This is a genomic window from Glycomyces harbinensis, assembly GCF_900101745.1.
Taxonomy (GTDB): Bacteria; Actinomycetota; Actinomycetes; order Mycobacteriales; family Micromonosporaceae; genus Glycomyces; species Glycomyces harbinensis.
This window is the reverse complement of sequence record NZ_FNAD01000011.1, coordinates 79771-95869: the sequence shown is the minus strand read 5'-3', so window position 1 is coordinate 95869 and position 16099 is coordinate 79771. Positions and strand designations below refer to the sequence as shown.

General features: G+C 70.8%; 16 protein-coding genes. 15 read left to right on the top strand and 1 reads right to left on the bottom strand.

Translation table 11 applies throughout. The features are described 5' to 3' along the window. Window positions 1–211: 211 nt before the first annotated feature. Window positions 212–1189, bottom strand: a complete 978-nt coding sequence (locus tag BLQ63_RS17885; protein ID WP_091038262.1) for a LysR family transcriptional regulator — start codon at window positions 1187–1189, stop codon at window positions 212–214. A gap of 84 nt (window positions 1190–1273) precedes the next feature. On the opposite strand from BLQ63_RS17885, the gene BLQ63_RS17880 reads away from it, so the two are divergent. From BLQ63_RS17880 to BLQ63_RS17810, 15 genes are all read left to right on the top strand, one after another. Continuing rightward, on the top strand, window positions 1274–2497 hold the full coding sequence (locus BLQ63_RS17880; RefSeq protein WP_091038260.1) for an MFS transporter: 1224 nt from the start codon (window positions 1274–1276) through the stop codon (window positions 2495–2497). Further along, a complete protein-coding gene (locus BLQ63_RS17875) occupies window positions 2494–3435 on the top strand; it encodes an EamA family transporter (RefSeq protein ID WP_091038259.1) in 942 nt (313 codons plus the stop codon). The genes BLQ63_RS17880 and BLQ63_RS17875 overlap by 4 nt, the downstream gene beginning before the upstream one ends. Beyond that, complete coding sequence (locus tag BLQ63_RS17870) at window positions 3432–4139, top strand: alpha/beta fold hydrolase (RefSeq protein ID WP_091038256.1); 708 nt, start codon at window positions 3432–3434, stop codon at window positions 4137–4139. The genes BLQ63_RS17875 and BLQ63_RS17870 overlap by 4 nt, the downstream gene beginning before the upstream one ends. Before the next feature lie 71 nt (window positions 4140–4210). After that, the gene (locus tag BLQ63_RS17865; protein WP_091038253.1) at window positions 4211–6250 is read left to right on the top strand and encodes a right-handed parallel beta-helix repeat-containing protein; all 2040 of its coding nucleotides are present in this window, start codon (window positions 4211–4213) and stop codon (window positions 6248–6250) included. 355 nt (window positions 6251–6605) lie between these two features. Then, the gene (locus BLQ63_RS17860) at window positions 6606–7532 is read left to right on the top strand and encodes an NADP-dependent oxidoreductase (protein ID WP_091038251.1); all 927 of its coding nucleotides are present in this window, start codon (window positions 6606–6608) and stop codon (window positions 7530–7532) included. Window positions 7533–7710: 178 nt separating this feature from the next. Further along, complete coding sequence (gene msrA / locus BLQ63_RS17855; protein WP_091038248.1) at window positions 7711–8265, top strand: peptide-methionine (S)-S-oxide reductase MsrA; 555 nt, start codon at window positions 7711–7713, stop codon at window positions 8263–8265. 52 nt (window positions 8266–8317) lie between these two features. Continuing rightward, a complete protein-coding gene (locus BLQ63_RS17850) occupies window positions 8318–8863 on the top strand; it encodes a TetR/AcrR family transcriptional regulator (protein WP_091038246.1) in 546 nt (181 codons plus the stop codon). A 122-nt stretch (window positions 8864–8985) separates the two neighbouring features. Further along, the gene (locus BLQ63_RS17845; RefSeq protein WP_218125330.1) at window positions 8986–10407 is read left to right on the top strand and encodes an MFS transporter; all 1422 of its coding nucleotides are present in this window, start codon (window positions 8986–8988) and stop codon (window positions 10405–10407) included. Window positions 10408–10465: 58 nt separating this feature from the next. Then, the gene (locus tag BLQ63_RS17840) at window positions 10466–11320 is read left to right on the top strand and encodes an SDR family oxidoreductase (protein ID WP_091038242.1); all 855 of its coding nucleotides are present in this window, start codon (window positions 10466–10468) and stop codon (window positions 11318–11320) included. Window positions 11321–11355: 35 nt separating this feature from the next. After that, window positions 11356–11769 carry a Dabb family protein gene (locus tag BLQ63_RS17835; protein ID WP_091038239.1) on the top strand — a complete coding sequence of 138 codons (414 nt, stop codon included), beginning with the start codon at window positions 11356–11358 and terminating at the stop codon, window positions 11767–11769. Window positions 11770–11871: 102 nt separating this feature from the next. Continuing rightward, complete coding sequence (locus BLQ63_RS17830) at window positions 11872–14043, top strand: GMC oxidoreductase (RefSeq protein ID WP_091038237.1); 2172 nt, start codon at window positions 11872–11874, stop codon at window positions 14041–14043. 3 nt (window positions 14044–14046) lie between these two features. Next, window positions 14047–14580: a hypothetical protein gene (locus tag BLQ63_RS17825; RefSeq protein WP_218125328.1), complete on the top strand. Its 534-nt coding sequence runs from the start codon at window positions 14047–14049 to the stop codon at window positions 14578–14580. Between the two features lie 17 nt (window positions 14581–14597). After that, the gene (locus BLQ63_RS17820) at window positions 14598–15050 is read left to right on the top strand and encodes an SRPBCC family protein (protein ID WP_091038235.1); all 453 of its coding nucleotides are present in this window, start codon (window positions 14598–14600) and stop codon (window positions 15048–15050) included. A 147-nt stretch (window positions 15051–15197) separates the two neighbouring features. Further along, window positions 15198–15569 (top strand): hypothetical protein, encoded by a 372-nt coding sequence (locus BLQ63_RS17815; RefSeq protein ID WP_091038232.1) that lies wholly within the window; start codon window positions 15198–15200, stop codon window positions 15567–15569. A 113-nt stretch (window positions 15570–15682) separates the two neighbouring features. Continuing rightward, entirely contained in the window at window positions 15683–15919 is a 237-nt protein-coding gene (locus BLQ63_RS17810) for a hypothetical protein (RefSeq protein WP_143014976.1), read from the top strand. The last annotated feature ends 180 nt before the right edge of the window (window positions 15920–16099 follow it).

Sequence of the window (16099 nt, the reverse complement as noted above, 5' to 3'; positions counted from 1 at the left end):
AATGTCGATATATATAGAGACGCTTCGGGGGCTCTGCTGGAGTGGTGGCTCGCCGCGCTCGTTCGCCCTGCCCGCCCGATGCGGCACCCTCGTCCGGGACCGGGTGCGACGCTCAGGTTCGCCGGGAGTTCCTTCACCGACGGGAGATTCGGCTCCGCCGCATCGAGGCTAAGGTCCGGTCCGACCTGATGCACAAGCGCCGCAACAGCACTCACCGCTCAGGCAAATGGGAGGCGGTTCCCCTCGGGTTGTCACTCGAGGGCAGCTGGCCGGCCAGTTCGCGTGCGACCTCCGCCGCGATCGCGATCGTGCGAGCCGTGAGCGGCGACCGCTCGGCGTGCCCGCGGGGCCAGTGCAGGCGGATCTCGCGCTTCGGCGCAGGCACGAGCTCGTGCACCTGCAGCGGCAGGTCCGCCCCCGCGTAGTAGCCGTGGATGTCGCCGCACGTGCGGCACACGACGTGGTGGATCGCCAGCCAGGGAAGTACCGCGAGTCCCAACCCGGCGCGCACCATCGACAGGATCGTCTCGTTGCCGGCCGAACGGAACACGATGCGCGGCAGGACACCCGCGTCCGCGAGCGCCTGCTCCATCCGGGACTGGTCGCACGTCGCCGGCCAGGCCACCGTCGCCCTCCCGTCCAGGCTCGTCGCCCGCGCCGGGCCGGGCGGCAGCTCGCCGGGGCGCGCCACCACGAGGTAGGGGTCCTCCAGCAGCAGGACCTGCTCGGTGTCCTCGTCGATCGGCCCGTCGAAGAACAGCAGGTCCAGCTCGCCGATCGACGCCTCCTCCTGGTCCTTCTCGGACAGCCGGATCTCGCAGCCCGGGTGCTCCTCCTTGAGCCGGTGCACCACGGCCGGAAGGATCGCGTTGGCGACGCTCTGCAGGGTGCCGATGTCGACCCGGCCGTCGCCCGCCTTGAACCGCTCGACGGCGTCCTCCAGCGCCTCCGCCTTCGACAGCAGGCCGCGACCGTGCTCGAGCACCACGGCTCCCAGCGGCGTGATCCGCACCGGCCGCGGACCGCCGGGCCGCTCGAACACCGGGCCGCCGACCGCCTTCTCCAGCGCCGCCACGTGCTGGCTCACGCTCGACTGGGTGTAGCCCAGCCGGTTCGCCGCCCGGGAGAACGTCCCCTCCTCGGCGATGGCGGCCATCGTCGCCAACTGCCGCAGGTAAATCTCGGTCATGGCCCGATGATATCGCTAATGGCGATGGATTCGATCGTATTCCTTCGCTTTTATTAATACTCGTTCCGGCGTAACGTCACCGCCATGACGACCGCAACGCAGGACATCAGTGCAGCTCAAACCGTGTATCACGGGCCTCGGCGCCCGTTCGGGCTGCAGCCTCTGGAGTGGGCCCTGGGCTCGTGCCACCTCATCGCCCGGGCCGGCGGCCTCGTGCGCCCGATGCTCGTTCTGTACCTCACCCAGGAGCAGGCGATGACGCCCACCGCGGCCGGGGCGGTCCTGGCCGCCATCGCCGTCGGCGACGTCGGATCCCAACTCCTCGGCGGCTGGCTCGGCGACCGCATCGGCCGCCGGCGCACCATGGTCCTGGGCTTCCTCGGCGCCTCGATCGCACTGGTGGCCTTGGGATCGGCCGACACGATGCCCCTGATCTGGGTCGCGGCGATCGGCTACGGCCTCACCTCGGAGCTGTTCCGCCCCGCCGCCTCGGCCGCGGTCGCCGACCTCGAACGCGGCCAACGGGTCCGGGCGTACGGATTGCAGTACTGGGCCGCGAACCTGGGCTACTCGATCGCCGCCGTCAGCGCCGGCGTCCTCGCCGGCCGCGGCTACGACACCCTGTTCTGGATCAACGCCGCCGCGATGCTGATCGCCGCGCTCACGGTGGTGACGGCGGTGCCCGAGACGCGCTCCACCGCGGTCCGGTCCCGGCGCGGACTGGTGCCCGCACTGCTCGGCGACCGCCTGATGATCGCCATGGCGCTGATCTACATCGCCTTCTTCACCCTGCAAGCCCAGACTTTCGCCACGCTGCCGCTGCTCATGGCCGCGCACGGCCACGGACCGGGGACCTTCGGCATCGTCCTCGCCCTCAACGGCGTCGCCATCGTGCTCCTCCAGCCCGCCGCCATCGCCCTGCTGTCCCGACGGGACCGCGCGACGGTCCTCGCGGTCTCCATCCTGCTGGTCGGCACCGGCGGCGGCCTCGCCGCGCTGGCCCACTCCGGTACCGGATTCGCCGCGGCGGTCCTCACCTGGACCCTCGGCCAGATCGGGATCGCCGTCCACTTCGGGGCCGTGTTCGCAGACCTCGCGCCGCCCGACCTGCGATCCGGCTACATGGGCGTCGCCTCGAGCACCTGGAGTCTCGGCGCGGTCTTCGGCCCGCCGGCCGGCACGGCACTGTTGGAGCACGCCGACGCGACCTGGCTGGCCGTCACCGCACTGATCGCAGGACTGGCGCTCTTCGTCGCACAGCGCAGGGCCGCAGCGTCACTGCGCGCACGGGAAGCAGTTCGGTCATGACGGCCACCATGGACGCGGCCCGCGGAACCGGTCCCGCCACGGCCAAGGTCGCAGGAGCATTGGGGACCGTCTACGTGGTCTGGGGCTCCACGTATCTCGCGATCCGGCTGATGGTCGAGGACATGCCGCCGCTGGTCGGCGCCGGCCTCCGGTTCCTCGCCGCCGGCACCCTGGTGGGCGCTGCGCTCCTGGTCCGGCACGGTCTCCGCGCTCTCGCCGTGACCCGGCGCGAACTGTTGGGCTGCACGCTGATCGGGCTCCTCCTCCCCGCCGGCGGCCAAGGGCTCGTGGCCATCGGCGAGAACGGCGGCGCGCCGTCGGGCATCACCGCGCTGCTCATCGCCACGGTGCCGCTGTGGGTGGTCTGCCTGCGCGTCCTCGCCCGCGAGCGCCCGCCCCGGCGGACCTGCGTCGGCGTGATCGCCGGCTTCACCGGCGTCGCGGCCCTGATCGCCGCGCACGGGCTCGGCGATGCGTTCCCGGCCTGGGCGATGGCGGTCATCGTCCTCGCAGGCCTCTCGTGGGCGCTCGGCACCTGGATACAGCCCCGGCTCCGGCTCCCGAAGGACCCCTTCGTCCTCGTCTGTTACGAGATGCTGACCGGCGGCGCCGCGCTCGCCCTCATCGGACTGTCCAGCGGCGAGCGGTTCGACCCGGCGGCCTACTCGGCCGGCTCCTGGGCGGCCTGGGCCTACCTGGTCCTGTTCGGATCGATCTTCGCCCTGTCCGCCTACGCATGGCTGCTCCAGCACGTCTCCGTATCGCTCGTCGCGACCTACGCCTACGTCAATCCGCTCGTGGCCGTGCTGCTCGGATGGCTCCTGCTCGGCGAGCCGCTGGGGCCGTTCACGGTCCTCGGCGGCCTGGTCGTGATCGGCTCGGCGGCCGCCGTGATCGCGGCCGAACACAAGAAACCCATCGAAAGGACAACGACATGACCACCTTCCTTCTCATCCACGGCGCCGGCGACTCGGGCTTCGGCGGCTACTGGCACCTCGTGCAGGCCGAACTCGAGGCCCGCGGCCACGAGGCGATCGCGCCCGACCTCCCCGCCGACGACCCGACGCTGACCCTTCAGGACTACGCCGACGCCGCCCTCGCGGCGGTCGAGGACCGCGCCGACCTGGTCGTGGTCGGCCACTCCTTCGGCGCCTTCACCGCACCGCTCGTCGCCGCCCGAGTGCCGGTCAAGGCACTGGTCCTCGTGGCCGGCATGATCCCCGCGCCGGGCGAGCCGGGCGAGGACTGGTGGGACGACACCGGCTGTAACGCCGCCGTGCGCGAGCAGGCCGCCCTCGACGGCGGCCTGACCGGCAGCGACGACCCGTACGTCGCCTACTACCACGACGTCCCGCGCGCGATCGCCGCCCGGGCGCTGAGCAAGGAGCGCGACCATCCGTCCTGGGCGGCGTACGTGCAGCCGTGGCCGCTGGAGGCCTGGCCGGACGTGCCGACGCGGTTCGTGCTCTGCACCGAGGACCGGGTCTTCCCGCCCGACTTCATGCGCGGCCTGGTGAAGTCGCGCCTCGGCATCGTCCCCGACGAGATCGCGGCCAGCCACTGCGTCGCGCTGAGCCTGCCCAGAGAACTGTCGGATCTCCTTGAGCGGAGCGAATATCGCGGGAACGCCGATCGCGAGTGAATCGGTCTTCCGGAAACAACCGCCGGCGCTCGACCGGGGACCGGGCCGGGCCGGAGACTAAGGTTTGCGGCGTGGAGCTACACGTCGCGAAGTCCGGGTCCGATACCGCCGTTGGAACCGCCGAGGCCCCGCTGCTCAGCATCGGCGCGGCCGCGGCGCTGGCACAACCGGGGGACACTGTCGTCGTGCATGAGGGCGTGTACCGCGAGTGGGTGAATCCGCCTCGCGGCGGCACGGCCGATGCGCCGATCACCTACCAGGCCGCGCTGGGCGCGGACGGCCTCTACGAGCCGGTCACGATCTCCGGCGCCGAGGTGATCGCCGACTGGCGCCCCCACTCCGCGGCCGTCTGGGCGGCGACGGTGCCGAACACCCTGTTCGGGGAGCACAACCCGTATGCCGAACGCATCGGCGGGGACTGGTTTTTCGACCAGGTCAACACCTGGCACACCGGCGAGGTGTATCTCGACGGCAAGTCCATGTACGAGGCGCTGACCCTGGGCGGCGTCGAACGCCCCGAGGCCACCGAGGACTCGTTCGACCAGGCAGGCTCCCTGCTGACCTGGTACTGCGAGGTGGGCGACGACGCCACGACGATCTGGGCGAACTTCGGGGGCGCCGACCCGGCCGCACACGAGATCGAGATCAACGCTCGCAAGTTCGTCTTCTGGCCTGCGGCCACGGGAATCGACCACGTCACGGTGCGCGGCTTCACCCTGACCAAGGCCGCCACGCAGTGGGCACCGCCCACCGCGCTGCAGGAGGGCCTGATCGGTCCGCACTGGTCCAAGGGCTGGGTGATCGAGGACAACACGGTCACCGACTCGAAGAACGTCGGCGTCTCCCTGGGCAAAGAGGCCGGCACCGGCCAGAACGAGTGGACCGCGGGACCGAAGGGCGCCAAAGGCGGCACGCAACGCGAACGCGAAGTGATCCAGCGGGCGCTCGCCCTGCGCGGGCCCGACGCCGGCGAGCCGCACCCGTGGGACCGGGACCACGTCGGCTCCCACACGGTGCGCCGCAACACCATCCAGGACTGCGAGCAGGCCGGCATCGTCGGACACCTCGGCGCGGCGTTCTCGACCATCGCCGACAACCACATCTCCCGCATCCACGTGAAGCGACAGTGGCACGGCGCCGAGGTGGCCGGCATCAAACTCCATGCCGCCATCGACACCGTGATCACCGGCAACACCATCCACCACACGCATCGAGCCCTGTGGCTCGACTGGCAGGCCCAAGGCACCCTGGTGCGGCGCAACGTCTTCTACTCCTCCACCGCCGAAGACTTCATGGTCGAGGTCTGCCACGGCCCTTACCTCGTGGACTCGAACCTGTTCCTCTCCCCGTGGGCGGTCAAGGACATGGCCACCGGCGGCGCCTACGTGCACAACTACTTCGCCGGTCGCATCGCGAACTGCACCGAGCACCAGCGGTACACCCCGTACCACCTCCCGCACTCCACAGCCGTCTACGGCGTCGCGAACATCCTCGGCGGCGACAACCGGTTCTACAACAACGTCTTCGTCGGCGACCGTGCCCGCGGGGAACGTGCCGAACCGCGAGCACAGGCGGAACCGGCGCTCGCAAGCTTCTGGTCCGGCGCGATCGACATCGACGGCGTGCCCGGCCAGGCCACCTTCGTGCCGACCCCGGTGGGAACCTCGCAGTACGACGCGTACCCGACGCCGGAGGAGTACCCGGGCGAGGACGGCAGCGCGCTGGCCGGCCTGCGCCTCCCGGTCCGGGCCGAGGGCAACCTGTACGCGGACGGCGCCGAGCCGTTCCGCGCGGAACCTGCGCCCCGTGTCATCGACACGTCACCGGTGCGCGTCGAGGTGCACGACGCCGCAGCCGGCACCGTTCGTGTCGAGGTGGCCGACTCCGGGGCCATCGACGTCGTCACCCCGGTGACGACCGGGCTCCTCGGGATGAGCTACCAAGCCGAGATGGGCTACACCAACCCCGACGGGTCTGACCTGGACCTGAGCGCGGACATCACCGGCTTCCCACGCGATGCGCCCGTGCCCGGGCCGTTCGCGGCCTCGGCCCCCGGCACCCGGACACTGGCTGCGCCAGCCCCCAGCCGTCAGGGCCGAGGAGCCCGCTGAATTCGGCTGTGATCAGCGGACCCGACGTTCGGCGTATCGCCGCGGCGGGGCCCGACGCGACCCGCTCCGTGGCCGCCGTCCAGGCGTGCGGCCGGGTCGTCGATGCCGTAGCCGGTGCAGTTCGACGAACAGCGGCCGTTCTTTCCGCGCGCATGGGGGAGGTGCTTGCCGTCGACGTAGCCGCGGACCGCCTGGAACGACCGGTCGAAATGGCGGCTGACCGCGCGGAACGTCAGCCCGGACTGAGCGTGGAGCCGCGTGGGCGCTCCCTCGGCGGACGGGTTTCCGGGGCCTCCTGGCGGCGGGGCGCGGCAGGTCGTTTAATGGAGCGACCTACCTGAGCGAGAGGACCCGCATGAGGGCGATCACCGTTACCGACCCGAACGCCGGAACCGCCGGCATGACCCTGGGCGAGCGGCCCGAGCCGCACGCTGCGGAGAACGACGTGGTCGTCCGCGTCCGTGCCTCCGGGTTCACCCCCGGGGAGCTGACCTGGCCCGGCACCTGGACCGACCGGGCCGGGCGTGACCGCACCCCGAGCATTCCCGGGCATGAACTGGCCGGAGTCGTCGCCTCGCTCGGGTACGGGACGACCGGGCTCACCGTGGGGCAGCGCGTGTTCGGCCTCGCCGATTGGGCCCGCGACGGCACGCTCGCCGAGCTGGTCGCCGTCGAGGCCCGCAACCTCGCGCCGCTTCCGGCGGACATCGACTTCACGACCGGCGCGAGCTTGCCGATCTCCGGGCTCACCGCCTGGCAGGGCCTGTTCGACCACGGCCGCCTCCAGACCGGGCAGACCGTCCTCGTCCACGGCGCGGCCGGCGGCGTCGGCTCCGTTGTCTCCCAGCTCGCCCGCGAGAAGGGCGCGCACGTCGTCGGGACCGGCCGCGCAGCCGACCGCAAAGCGGCGCTCGACTTCGGCGCCGACGAGTTCCTCGACCTCGAAGCCGACGACCTCACCGCCGTCGGCCAGGTCGACCTCGTGTTCGACGTCATCGGCGGCGACATCGGGGAGCGCTCGGCCGCGCTGGTCCGCCCCGGCGGCACCCTCGTCACCATCGCGGCCCCGCCGGAGGTCCGGCCCGCCGAGGGCCGCGCGGTGTTCTTCGTCGTCGAGGCCGACCGGGCTCAGCTCGCCGAGATCGCGGCCCGCGTCCGGGACGGACGCCTGCGCACCCGCATCGGCGCGGTCCACCCGCTGGAGGACGCCGTCACCGCGTTCAACCCGGCCTCGCGCCCGACCGGCAAGACCATCATTACGATCGGAAACGAGGCTGGATGATCCCGCCTGAGCGGTGCACCGGCCCGGGCTCGCCCGGCCGCTCTGGGATTGCCGTCACAGTCGGCCCCTGCAAGAACCAAACGAAGGCGCCACGTGGTTGTAACCAGTGGCGCCGCATCCGGCGACGCCGCAGGTCGATGTTCGACACGGCCGACACCAGCACGGAGGAGCACGCATCATGACCAGCGGAATTCACGACACCGGCGAGATCACCCGCAAGCCGGGCACCGAGACGGCCGTTCTGGCCGGAGGGTGCTTCTGGGGCATGGAGGACCTCATCCGCCGTCAGCCCGGAGTCCTGGACACGCGCGTCGGCTACACCGGGGGCAGGAACGACCACGCCACCTACCGCGACCACCCCGGGCACGCCGAGGCGGTCGAGATCGTCTTCGATCCCACGCGGACGACGTACCGCGACGTCCTCGCGTTCTTCTTCCAGATCCACGACCCCTCGACGGTGAACCGCCAGGGCAACGACATCGGCACCAGCTACCGGTCGGCGATCTTCCCGCTCGACCCCGCGCAGGAGCGGATCGCGCGCGACACGATCGCGGACGTCGACGCGTCGGGCCTGTGGCCGGGCGACGCGGTCACGACGATCGAGCCGGCCGGGGCGTTCTGGGAGGCGGAGCCCGAGCACCAGGACTACCTGATCACCTACCCGAACGGCTACACGTGCCACTTCCCGCGGCCCGGCTGGGTGCTGCCCAAGCGTTCCGCGAACGCCGCCTGAACACCGACCCCCGGGTTGACACGACGTCGATAGTGAGTGTTTACTATCAAACATGGCAGGGAAGCGGCCGCGGGTCGGCATCGAGCAGCGCCGCCGCGAGATACTCGAGGCGGCGCTGAAGGAGTTCAGCCATAAAGGGCTGCACGGCGGTTCGACCGTGAGCATCGCCAAGGACCTGGAGATCTCGCACCCGAACCTCTTCCGCGTCTTCCCGACCAAGCGCGAGCTCTTCATCGCGGTGCTGGAGGAGGCGTTCGCGACGGTCGAGCGCCAGATGCTCATGGCGGGCGAGTCCGCCGAGGACCGTCCGCTGGAGACCATGGCGGAGGCCTGGGGTGCCCTGATGGGGCAGCGCGAGCTGATGCTCATCCTGCTCCAGGGGTACGCGGCCTCGGAGGACCCCGTCATCCGCGACCTCATGCACCGGTGGACGCAGGAGACCTTCGAGCGCGTGGAGGCGATCCCGAACGTGGACACCGACATGGCGCACGACTTCTTCTCCGCCGGAATGCTGTACATGGTGGCCGCGTCCATGGACCTGCCCGCCCGGGCCGCACACGACGCCTGGGCCGAGCGCTTCCTCGCCTCCGGGGCCTGACCCACCGGTCCAAGCCTCGCCGGGCGAGTCGATTCCTATCCTAAAGATAGTGACCACTCACTATCAAAATACGAGGCGCCGGCTCCCGGCGCACCCGACACCCACTCACGAGAGACGAAACGATGACCGACCGAACCGCACCCCCTCCGGTGCAGTCCTCCTATCCGCGAATCCCGCGCGGCCTGGCCCTGACCGGCCTGGCCACCTCCATGTTCCTGATCATCCTCGACACCGCGATGGTCAACCTCGCCGGCTCGGCGATCCGCGACGGCCTCGGGCTCACCTCCGGCGAGCTCGCCATCGTCGTGGACAGCTACCTGGTCGCCTTCGCCGGGCTGCTGCTGCTCGGGGGACGCCTCGCCGACGTGCTCGGCGCACGCCGGGTCTTCATGGCCGGCATGCTCGTCTACCTCGCCGCATGCGCCCTCTGCGCCCTGGCCGTCAGCGGGCCCATGCTCATCGCCGGGCGCATCGGCCAAGGGATCGGCGCCGCGACCGTGGTGCCCTCCTCGCTCGCGCTCATGCTCGCGATCTACGAGACCCCCGCCGCGCGCACCCGAGCCCTCGGCATCTGGGGCATCGTCTCCGGCGCCGGCAGCCTCCTCGGCATCTTCATCGGCGGCGTCCTGACCCAGACCATCGGCTGGCAGTCGGTCTTCTGGGCCCCGGTGCCCTTCGGCATCCTCAGCATGCTCATCGTCATGCGCACCGTCCCGTCCTTCCCGGGCCGGCCCGGCCGCTTCGACCTCCCCGGCGCGATCGCCATCACCGTCGGCGTCTCCGCCCTGGCCTTCGGCATGGTCGCCGCCTCCGAAGCCGGATGGAGCAACCCCGCCACCCTGATCGGCATCCCGGTCGGCTTCGCCGCGATCGCGGCGTTCATCGCCGCCGAGCGCCGCTCCACGCACCCCCTGGTCCCGCTCAGCGTCTTCCGGCGCGGGCCGGTCGTCACGGCGAGCGCGGTGATGGCGCTCCTCGGCGCCACCCTCACCAGCCTGTTCTTCTTCCTGCCGCTCTACCAGCAGGACGTGCTCGGCATGACCGCCGCGGAGGCCGGCACGGCACAGACCCCCATCGCCGTCATGCTCATCACCTGCGCCGGCTTCGCGCCCATGCTGACCAACCGCATCGGCCTCGGCCGGGCCCTGCCCGTCGCCCTCGTCCTCCTGCTCGCCGGCATCCTGTGGCTGGCCCTGAACCCGGTGACCAGCGGCTACTCCGTGCACCTCTTCGGATCGTTCACGCTCATCGGCTCCGGTCTCGGCCTCGGGATCGTCAACGCCACCACGATGGCGGTGCGCGACAGCGGCGAAGGCGAATCCGGGCTCCTGAGCGGACTGGTCAACGCCGCGCAGCAGCTCGGCAGCGCGATCGGGCTCGCCGCCCTGGCCGGCATCGCCATCGGCGCGGCCGGCGCCCACGGCGACATCGCCTTCACCACCGCGTTCCTGAGCCAGGCCGCGCTCATGGCCATCGCCCTCGTCATCTCGCTCACCGCGCGAGGGAAGTCCAGACAGGACACACTCGCCTCGACCGCGTCCTGACCCCGGCAGTCCCACTGCCGCAACCGATCCCGAACCAGCCAAGTCAAGGAGACCAGCAATGTCCGCACCCACCGTCCTCGTGACCGGCGCGACCGGCACCGTCGGATCCGCCCTCATCCCCGCCCTCCAGGCCCGCGGCGCCACCGTCCGCGCCATGATCCGCAACCCCGAACGGTCCGTCCCCGGCGTCGAGAACGTCCTCGCCGACCTGGGCGACCCCGCGTCGCTCACCGCCGCGATGAAAGGCGTCGACGCCGCCTTTCTCAACAGTCCGTCCGCCGAGGACGCAGCCGCCCTCCAGACCCGCTTCGCCGACCTCGCCCGCTCCGCCGGCGTCTACCGGCTCGTCGTGCTCTCCCAGTACGCGGCGGCCACCGACTCGCCGGTCCGGTTCCTGCGCTGGCACGCCGAAGTCGAAGCGCACGTCGAAGGGCTCGGCATCGACCACACCTTCCTGCGCCCCAACCTCTACATGCAGGCGCTGCTGGGCTTCGCCGGGGCCATCTCGCAGGGCTGGTTCGGCGCCCCCGTCGGCGACGCCGCCGTCAGCGCGATCGACACCAGGGACATCGCCGACGCCGCCGCGGCCGTGCTCACCGACAGCGGTCACACCGGCCGCACCTACAACCTGACCGGGCCCCGCGCGGTCACCCACGCCCAGATCGCCGCAGCGATCTCGGCCGCCACCGGGAAGCCGATCGCCTACCAGGACACCACGAGCGAGGACTTCGCCGCCGCGCTGGCGGCCTTCATGCCGCCCTGGCAGCTCGAAGGACTCGTCGAGGACTACGCGCACTACGCCCGCGGCGAGGCCGCCGAGGTCAGCACCGCGGTCGCCGACCTCACCGGCAGGCCCGCGCGCGACATCGCCGACTTCGCCCGCGACCACGCCGCCGCGTTCTCCGGCAACTGACCACCACAGCAGACACATATCGAAAGGAAGACATGATGATCTACCACGGCATCCGATTCAGCATCAAACCCGGTCTCTCGCAAGAAGACGTGGACGCCGGGCTCGAACGCATGCGGCAGGCCTCCACCAAGATCACCGCGATCAAGTCCTGGGTCGTCGGCCGCGACTTCGGCGGCGAGTACCAGTTCGGCGCCGTCTCGCAGCTCGAGAGCCTCGAAGACTACGAGGAGATGATGAACCACCCCGAGCACAACGAGATCGACCGCAGCGGCCTGCCGCTGATCGACAAGTTCGCCTCGTTCGACATCACCGACGACCCCGATCCGGAGCTGGGCGCCAAGATCGCCGCGATCCACCAGCGCCGCTTCGCGAACACGCCCGACATCGCCGACCTGGTCGCGAACCTCGACGACTACAGCGGCAGCGCCGCACCCGGCAAGCACGGGTAGCAGCCTTCAGTGAGGCGCGGCGCCCGCGCGCCACCGATCGGGCGCCGCGCCCCACGGCCCGGACCGACACCGAACACGACACCCCTTCGGGAGCGAACGTCCATGACCGAACCATTCGACGCCGACGCCATTGTGGTCGGCAGCGGCTTCGGCGGCGCCGTCGCCGCCGCCCGCCTCGCGCAGGCGGGCTTCACCGTCATCGTGCTCGAACGCGGCCGCCGATGGCGGCCCGGCGGGTTCCCCCGCCGACCCGACCTCAAAGACGGCTGGATGTGGGACGTCGACCAGGGCCTCTACGACATCCGCTGGCTCGACACGATGGCCAGCGTCCAAGCGGCCGGCTGGGGCGGCGGATCGCTCGCCTACGCGAACGTGTTCGCCCGGCCCTTCGCCGGCGCCATGGACGAGCGCTGGCCGGCCGGGCTGCGCCGCGAGCGGCTCGACCCCTATTACGACCTGGCCGCGCACATGCTCGACGTCGCACCGGTGCAGCCGGATCCGGGCACCGGGCGGCCGCCGCCCCGCACCGAACTGGTCGAAGCCATGGTCCGGGACATGGCGATGGCAGAGGCCACCGTGCGGCCCAACCTGGCGGTGACGTTCGGCGACCCGCACGTCTGGCGCCCGAACCGCCACGGCGTCAGCCAGCGCGGGTGCTCCTTCACCGGCGAGTGCGTCATCGGCTGCAACCAGGGGGCGAAGAACACGCTGGATCACAACTACCTCGCCGTGGCCGAACGCCACGGGGCGCGCGCCGTCACCGACGCCGAGGTGCAGCGCATCGAACCGCGCGACGGCGGCTACCTGGTGTCCGCCGCGACCCCCTCCGATCGCAAAGCGCCCCTGCGCGAATGGACCGCGCCCCGCGTCGTCCTCGCGGCGGGCGCGGTGGCCACCAACGAACTCCTGCTGCGCGCCCGCGACGTGCACGGCACCCTGCCCGGGCTCTCGCCGCAGCTCGGCCGGGGCTTTTCCGGCAACGGCGACTTCCTCACCCTCGCCCGACTGCGCGAGGGCAGAGGCGACATGACGACCGGACCGACGATCACGACCACTACTGTTCTGGACGTGCCCGAAGGGAAGCGGTCGGTGTGGTACCAGGTGCAGGACGGCGCGATCCCCCCGCAGGTCGAGGAGCTGCTCGACACCGTCCTTCCCGGAGAGCGGCTGCGTGAGCGCCGCCGCAGGAGGCGGATCGAGACCGCGGGGCGCAGTTTCGCCGTGCTCGGCATGGGGCGCGACTCCGGCGACGGCACGCTGCGCCTGAACGACAACGGCCGGGCCACCCTGTCGTGGCGCAACAGCTGGCAGGCCGAGCTGTACCGGTCCCAGCTCCGCCTGGGCCCGATGCTCGGGCGGCTCCTCAACGCGCGTCTGTCCCAGCCGCTGACCTGGTCGCTCCTGCGGCGCACCGTGACCGTCCACCCCCTCGGCGGCGTCCGTCCGGGACCCGACGCCGCGACCGGCGTCGTCGATGAGGCCGGGGAGGTGCACGGCCATCCGGGGCTGTTCGTCATGGACGGCTCGGTGCTCCCGGCCGCGACCGGCGTGAACCCCTCGGCCACGATCCTCGCGGTGGCCGAACGCTCGGTCGAGGCGATGATCCGACGCTCAGGGCTCGACGGCTGGCGTGCCCCGGAGTGGGACGCGGTGGCCACCAGCGAGATACCCGAGGACGAGGCGTTCACCTACATGTCCGAGCGCCACGCCGCGACGAAGGGCGACGGGGTCGTCTTCCACGAGCGCATGGCCACGCGCCGACGTGAGCGGGCCCGGGCGGTTCTGGAACTGACCGCCGAGATCCCCGGCATGGACCGGTTTCTCGCCGACCCGTCGCACACCGTGCCGATGCGGGGCGTGATCGACATCGAGGGCCTCGCCTCGCGGGCGGCCGTCACCGGCACGCTCTCGCTGTTTCCCGACGGCCGCCCGGAGGCGATGGCGTACGACCTGCGCTTCGACGACGACACCGGCCGCCCATGGCGGCTGACCGGCGTGAAGGCCACACGATCGCGGACCCCGATCGCGCTGCTCACCGGACTCACGAACTTGCGCACCGCCATCGCCCCCGCCGATGCCGGACCCGTTGAGACGCAACGTTTTACCGTCTCCATCGGCCCGTTCGACCTGCTGCGACTCGCCACCTCGATCGCAGGGCAGGGCTTCACCCGCGCCCGCCGGATCCGCGCCGCGGCCCGGTTCGCGGCCTTCTTCGCGCGCGCCGCACTGCTCCACCAGAACCATGACCATGCAACTCGTCAGCACAGGAGATGATCCATGACCGGTCACGACACCGGCGTCGACCAGAGCGGCGCACCGGGACTGCCCGAACCGCACCCGCGCATGCGCGAACTGGCGTTCTTCGTCGGGGAGTGGGACGCCCCGGGCCTGTTCCACGAGACGCCGTTCTTCCCGCGCAAAGAGGTCGCGAAGCGCATCGTCGCCACCGCGGAGGAGCGGGGCTTCTGGATCATGGTGCGGATCGAGGAACTCGCCACCGTGGCGAACCCGTTCCCCCTGTCGAGCCGCTACCTGTGGGGCTATGAACCCGAGACCGACGCGTTCGTCGCGGACTGGTTCGCCGGCAACGGCGGTCGGGCCGTGCAGCGTTCCCGGGGCTGGGAGGGTGACAGGCTGGTGTTCGAGGGCGCACTCACCATCGCCGGAACCGGCTTCGGGCTGCGCGACACGTTCACCCGCACCGGTGAAGACTCCTTTCACCACCTCGGCGAGATCCATCTCGACGGCTGGATCCCGGCGGACGAGCAGCACGCGGTGCGCACGAACGACGCCCTCCTGACGACACCCTAGAGAAGGAAGTCCATCCCATGCCGCAGTACCGCGTACGTGCCACCGCCGCCGCTTCACCCGAAATCGTCTGGGCCCTCCTCGTCGACGGCCGCAGTTGGCCCCGTTGGTCTTCGGGGCTCGATGAACTCGTGGAGGAGCGATCGAGCGGCCTCGACCCGAACGGCAGCGACGGCGTGGGCGCCGTTCGAGCGTTCCGCACCGGGAGGGTCGTCACCGGCGAGCGCCTGACCGAGTTGGTGCCGGTGCGCCGCTTCGGCTACACCGACGAGTTCAACCTCGCGATGAAGGAGTACCGGGCGGTCATCGAGCTGCGACCGGCCGACGAGGGCGGCACGCTCATCGATTGGAGCGGCACTTGGCGCTCGAAACCGGGACTCGGCTGGATCACGCCGCTGATCCTGCCCAAGACCATGCAGCGGATGGCCGACGACCTGGCTGCTCACGCCGCCGAGACGCAACATTCGCGGTAGCGGCAACGAGCTGCCCGATCCCGCCGGCCCGAACGTCTCCAACAGCCCGAGTCCGGGATTTCTGCCGCTTTCCCGCCGGTGTTTCGCCTTGTGATGGGCCTTGTGAGCTCGCAGAATGGTCGTAACTACAGGGTAGGAGACTTTACAGTGTTCACGAAGCTCATGAAGCGCGCGATGATCGTGTGCGTTCTGATGGCGTCGGTCGTCGTCGGTATCGCGGCGCCGGCTCAGGCCGCGAACAAGACCATCATCCTGAGTGATATCGACGGGCGTCAGCTCGGCTATATGGTCTTCTATGACTCCGATCCCCAGAAGTTCAAAGTCTGCGACACGCAGCGGGACGGGTACACGGTCACCGGGCAGGCATTGTGGCAGAGCGCCAACGGCCACATCCCCCACGGCGACACCACCGACGGCAACGACAAAGGCTGCAACACCATGGTCTTCCGAGTCGACAGCGACCAGATGCGGCTGTGGTGGAACGGGCCCGGGAAGATCAGCACTTTCGCGAACATTTGAGGCGCGAAGCCGCCGCTGAGAGGAACGGACGGCCCGGCTCACCGAGCCGGGCCGTCCGCGTGCGCCTGGGCGGCCAAGCCCGCCTCGAGCGGAACCATCCGGCGCTGAGCCGCATGATCGGACTCCTCTCCCCGATCGCGCTCTTCAACGGCGTGGCCCTGCTCGTACTGCAGCTGCTGGAACCGATCTCGCAGATCCCTCCGGTCCTCGAACGCTTCGGGGCCTTCGAATCACCGCTGCACCTGCCGGTGTGGCTCAACATCGCGCTCGGCGTCGCCGCCGCGCTCGCCAGCACGGAGCGGGCGCTGCGGCTGCGCTACCACCGGCTCCTCGACAATGTGGCCGACTGAGTCGGTCCGCCGCGTGTCGAGACTGTGGTCCAGCACGCTCTGCGTGGCCGACAATAACGACACCGGTTTTCATTAGCTTTAGTATCGGAGCGCACCGCGCGGCCGCGGGTCCCCGCCCACGGCCGCGCTCCCCCCGATCCGAGCAGGCCCAGTGACCCTCACCCGACATCGAGGACCTTC

What these genes read in the sequence shown, in the direction of transcription:
- BLQ63_RS17885 (WP_091038262.1), bottom strand. Translation starts at nt 1,189, where the DNA reads ATGACCGAGATTTACCTGCGGCAGTTGGCGACGATGGCCGCCATCGCC.
- BLQ63_RS17880 (WP_091038260.1), top strand. Translation starts at nt 1,274, where the DNA reads ATGACGACCGCAACGCAGGACATCAGTGCAGCTCAAACCGTGTATCAC.
- BLQ63_RS17875 (WP_091038259.1), top strand. Translation starts at nt 2,494, where the DNA reads ATGACGGCCACCATGGACGCGGCCCGCGGAACCGGTCCCGCCACGGCC.
- BLQ63_RS17870 (WP_091038256.1), top strand. Translation starts at nt 3,432, where the DNA reads ATGACCACCTTCCTTCTCATCCACGGCGCCGGCGACTCGGGCTTCGGC.
- BLQ63_RS17860 (WP_091038251.1), top strand. Translation starts at nt 6,606, where the DNA reads ATGAGGGCGATCACCGTTACCGACCCGAACGCCGGAACCGCCGGCATG.
- msrA (WP_091038248.1), top strand. Translation starts at nt 7,711, where the DNA reads ATGACCAGCGGAATTCACGACACCGGCGAGATCACCCGCAAGCCGGGC.
- BLQ63_RS17850 (WP_091038246.1), top strand. Translation starts at nt 8,318, where the DNA reads ATGGCAGGGAAGCGGCCGCGGGTCGGCATCGAGCAGCGCCGCCGCGAG.
- BLQ63_RS17845 (WP_218125330.1), top strand. Translation starts at nt 8,986, where the DNA reads ATGACCGACCGAACCGCACCCCCTCCGGTGCAGTCCTCCTATCCGCGA.
- BLQ63_RS17840 (WP_091038242.1), top strand. Translation starts at nt 10,466, where the DNA reads ATGTCCGCACCCACCGTCCTCGTGACCGGCGCGACCGGCACCGTCGGA.
- BLQ63_RS17835 (WP_091038239.1), top strand. Translation starts at nt 11,356, where the DNA reads ATGATCTACCACGGCATCCGATTCAGCATCAAACCCGGTCTCTCGCAA.
- BLQ63_RS17830 (WP_091038237.1), top strand. Translation starts at nt 11,872, where the DNA reads ATGACCGAACCATTCGACGCCGACGCCATTGTGGTCGGCAGCGGCTTC.
- BLQ63_RS17825 (WP_218125328.1), top strand. Translation starts at nt 14,047, where the DNA reads ATGACCGGTCACGACACCGGCGTCGACCAGAGCGGCGCACCGGGACTG.
- BLQ63_RS17820 (WP_091038235.1), top strand. Translation starts at nt 14,598, where the DNA reads ATGCCGCAGTACCGCGTACGTGCCACCGCCGCCGCTTCACCCGAAATC.
- BLQ63_RS17810 (WP_143014976.1), top strand. Translation starts at nt 15,683, where the DNA reads ATGATCGGACTCCTCTCCCCGATCGCGCTCTTCAACGGCGTGGCCCTG.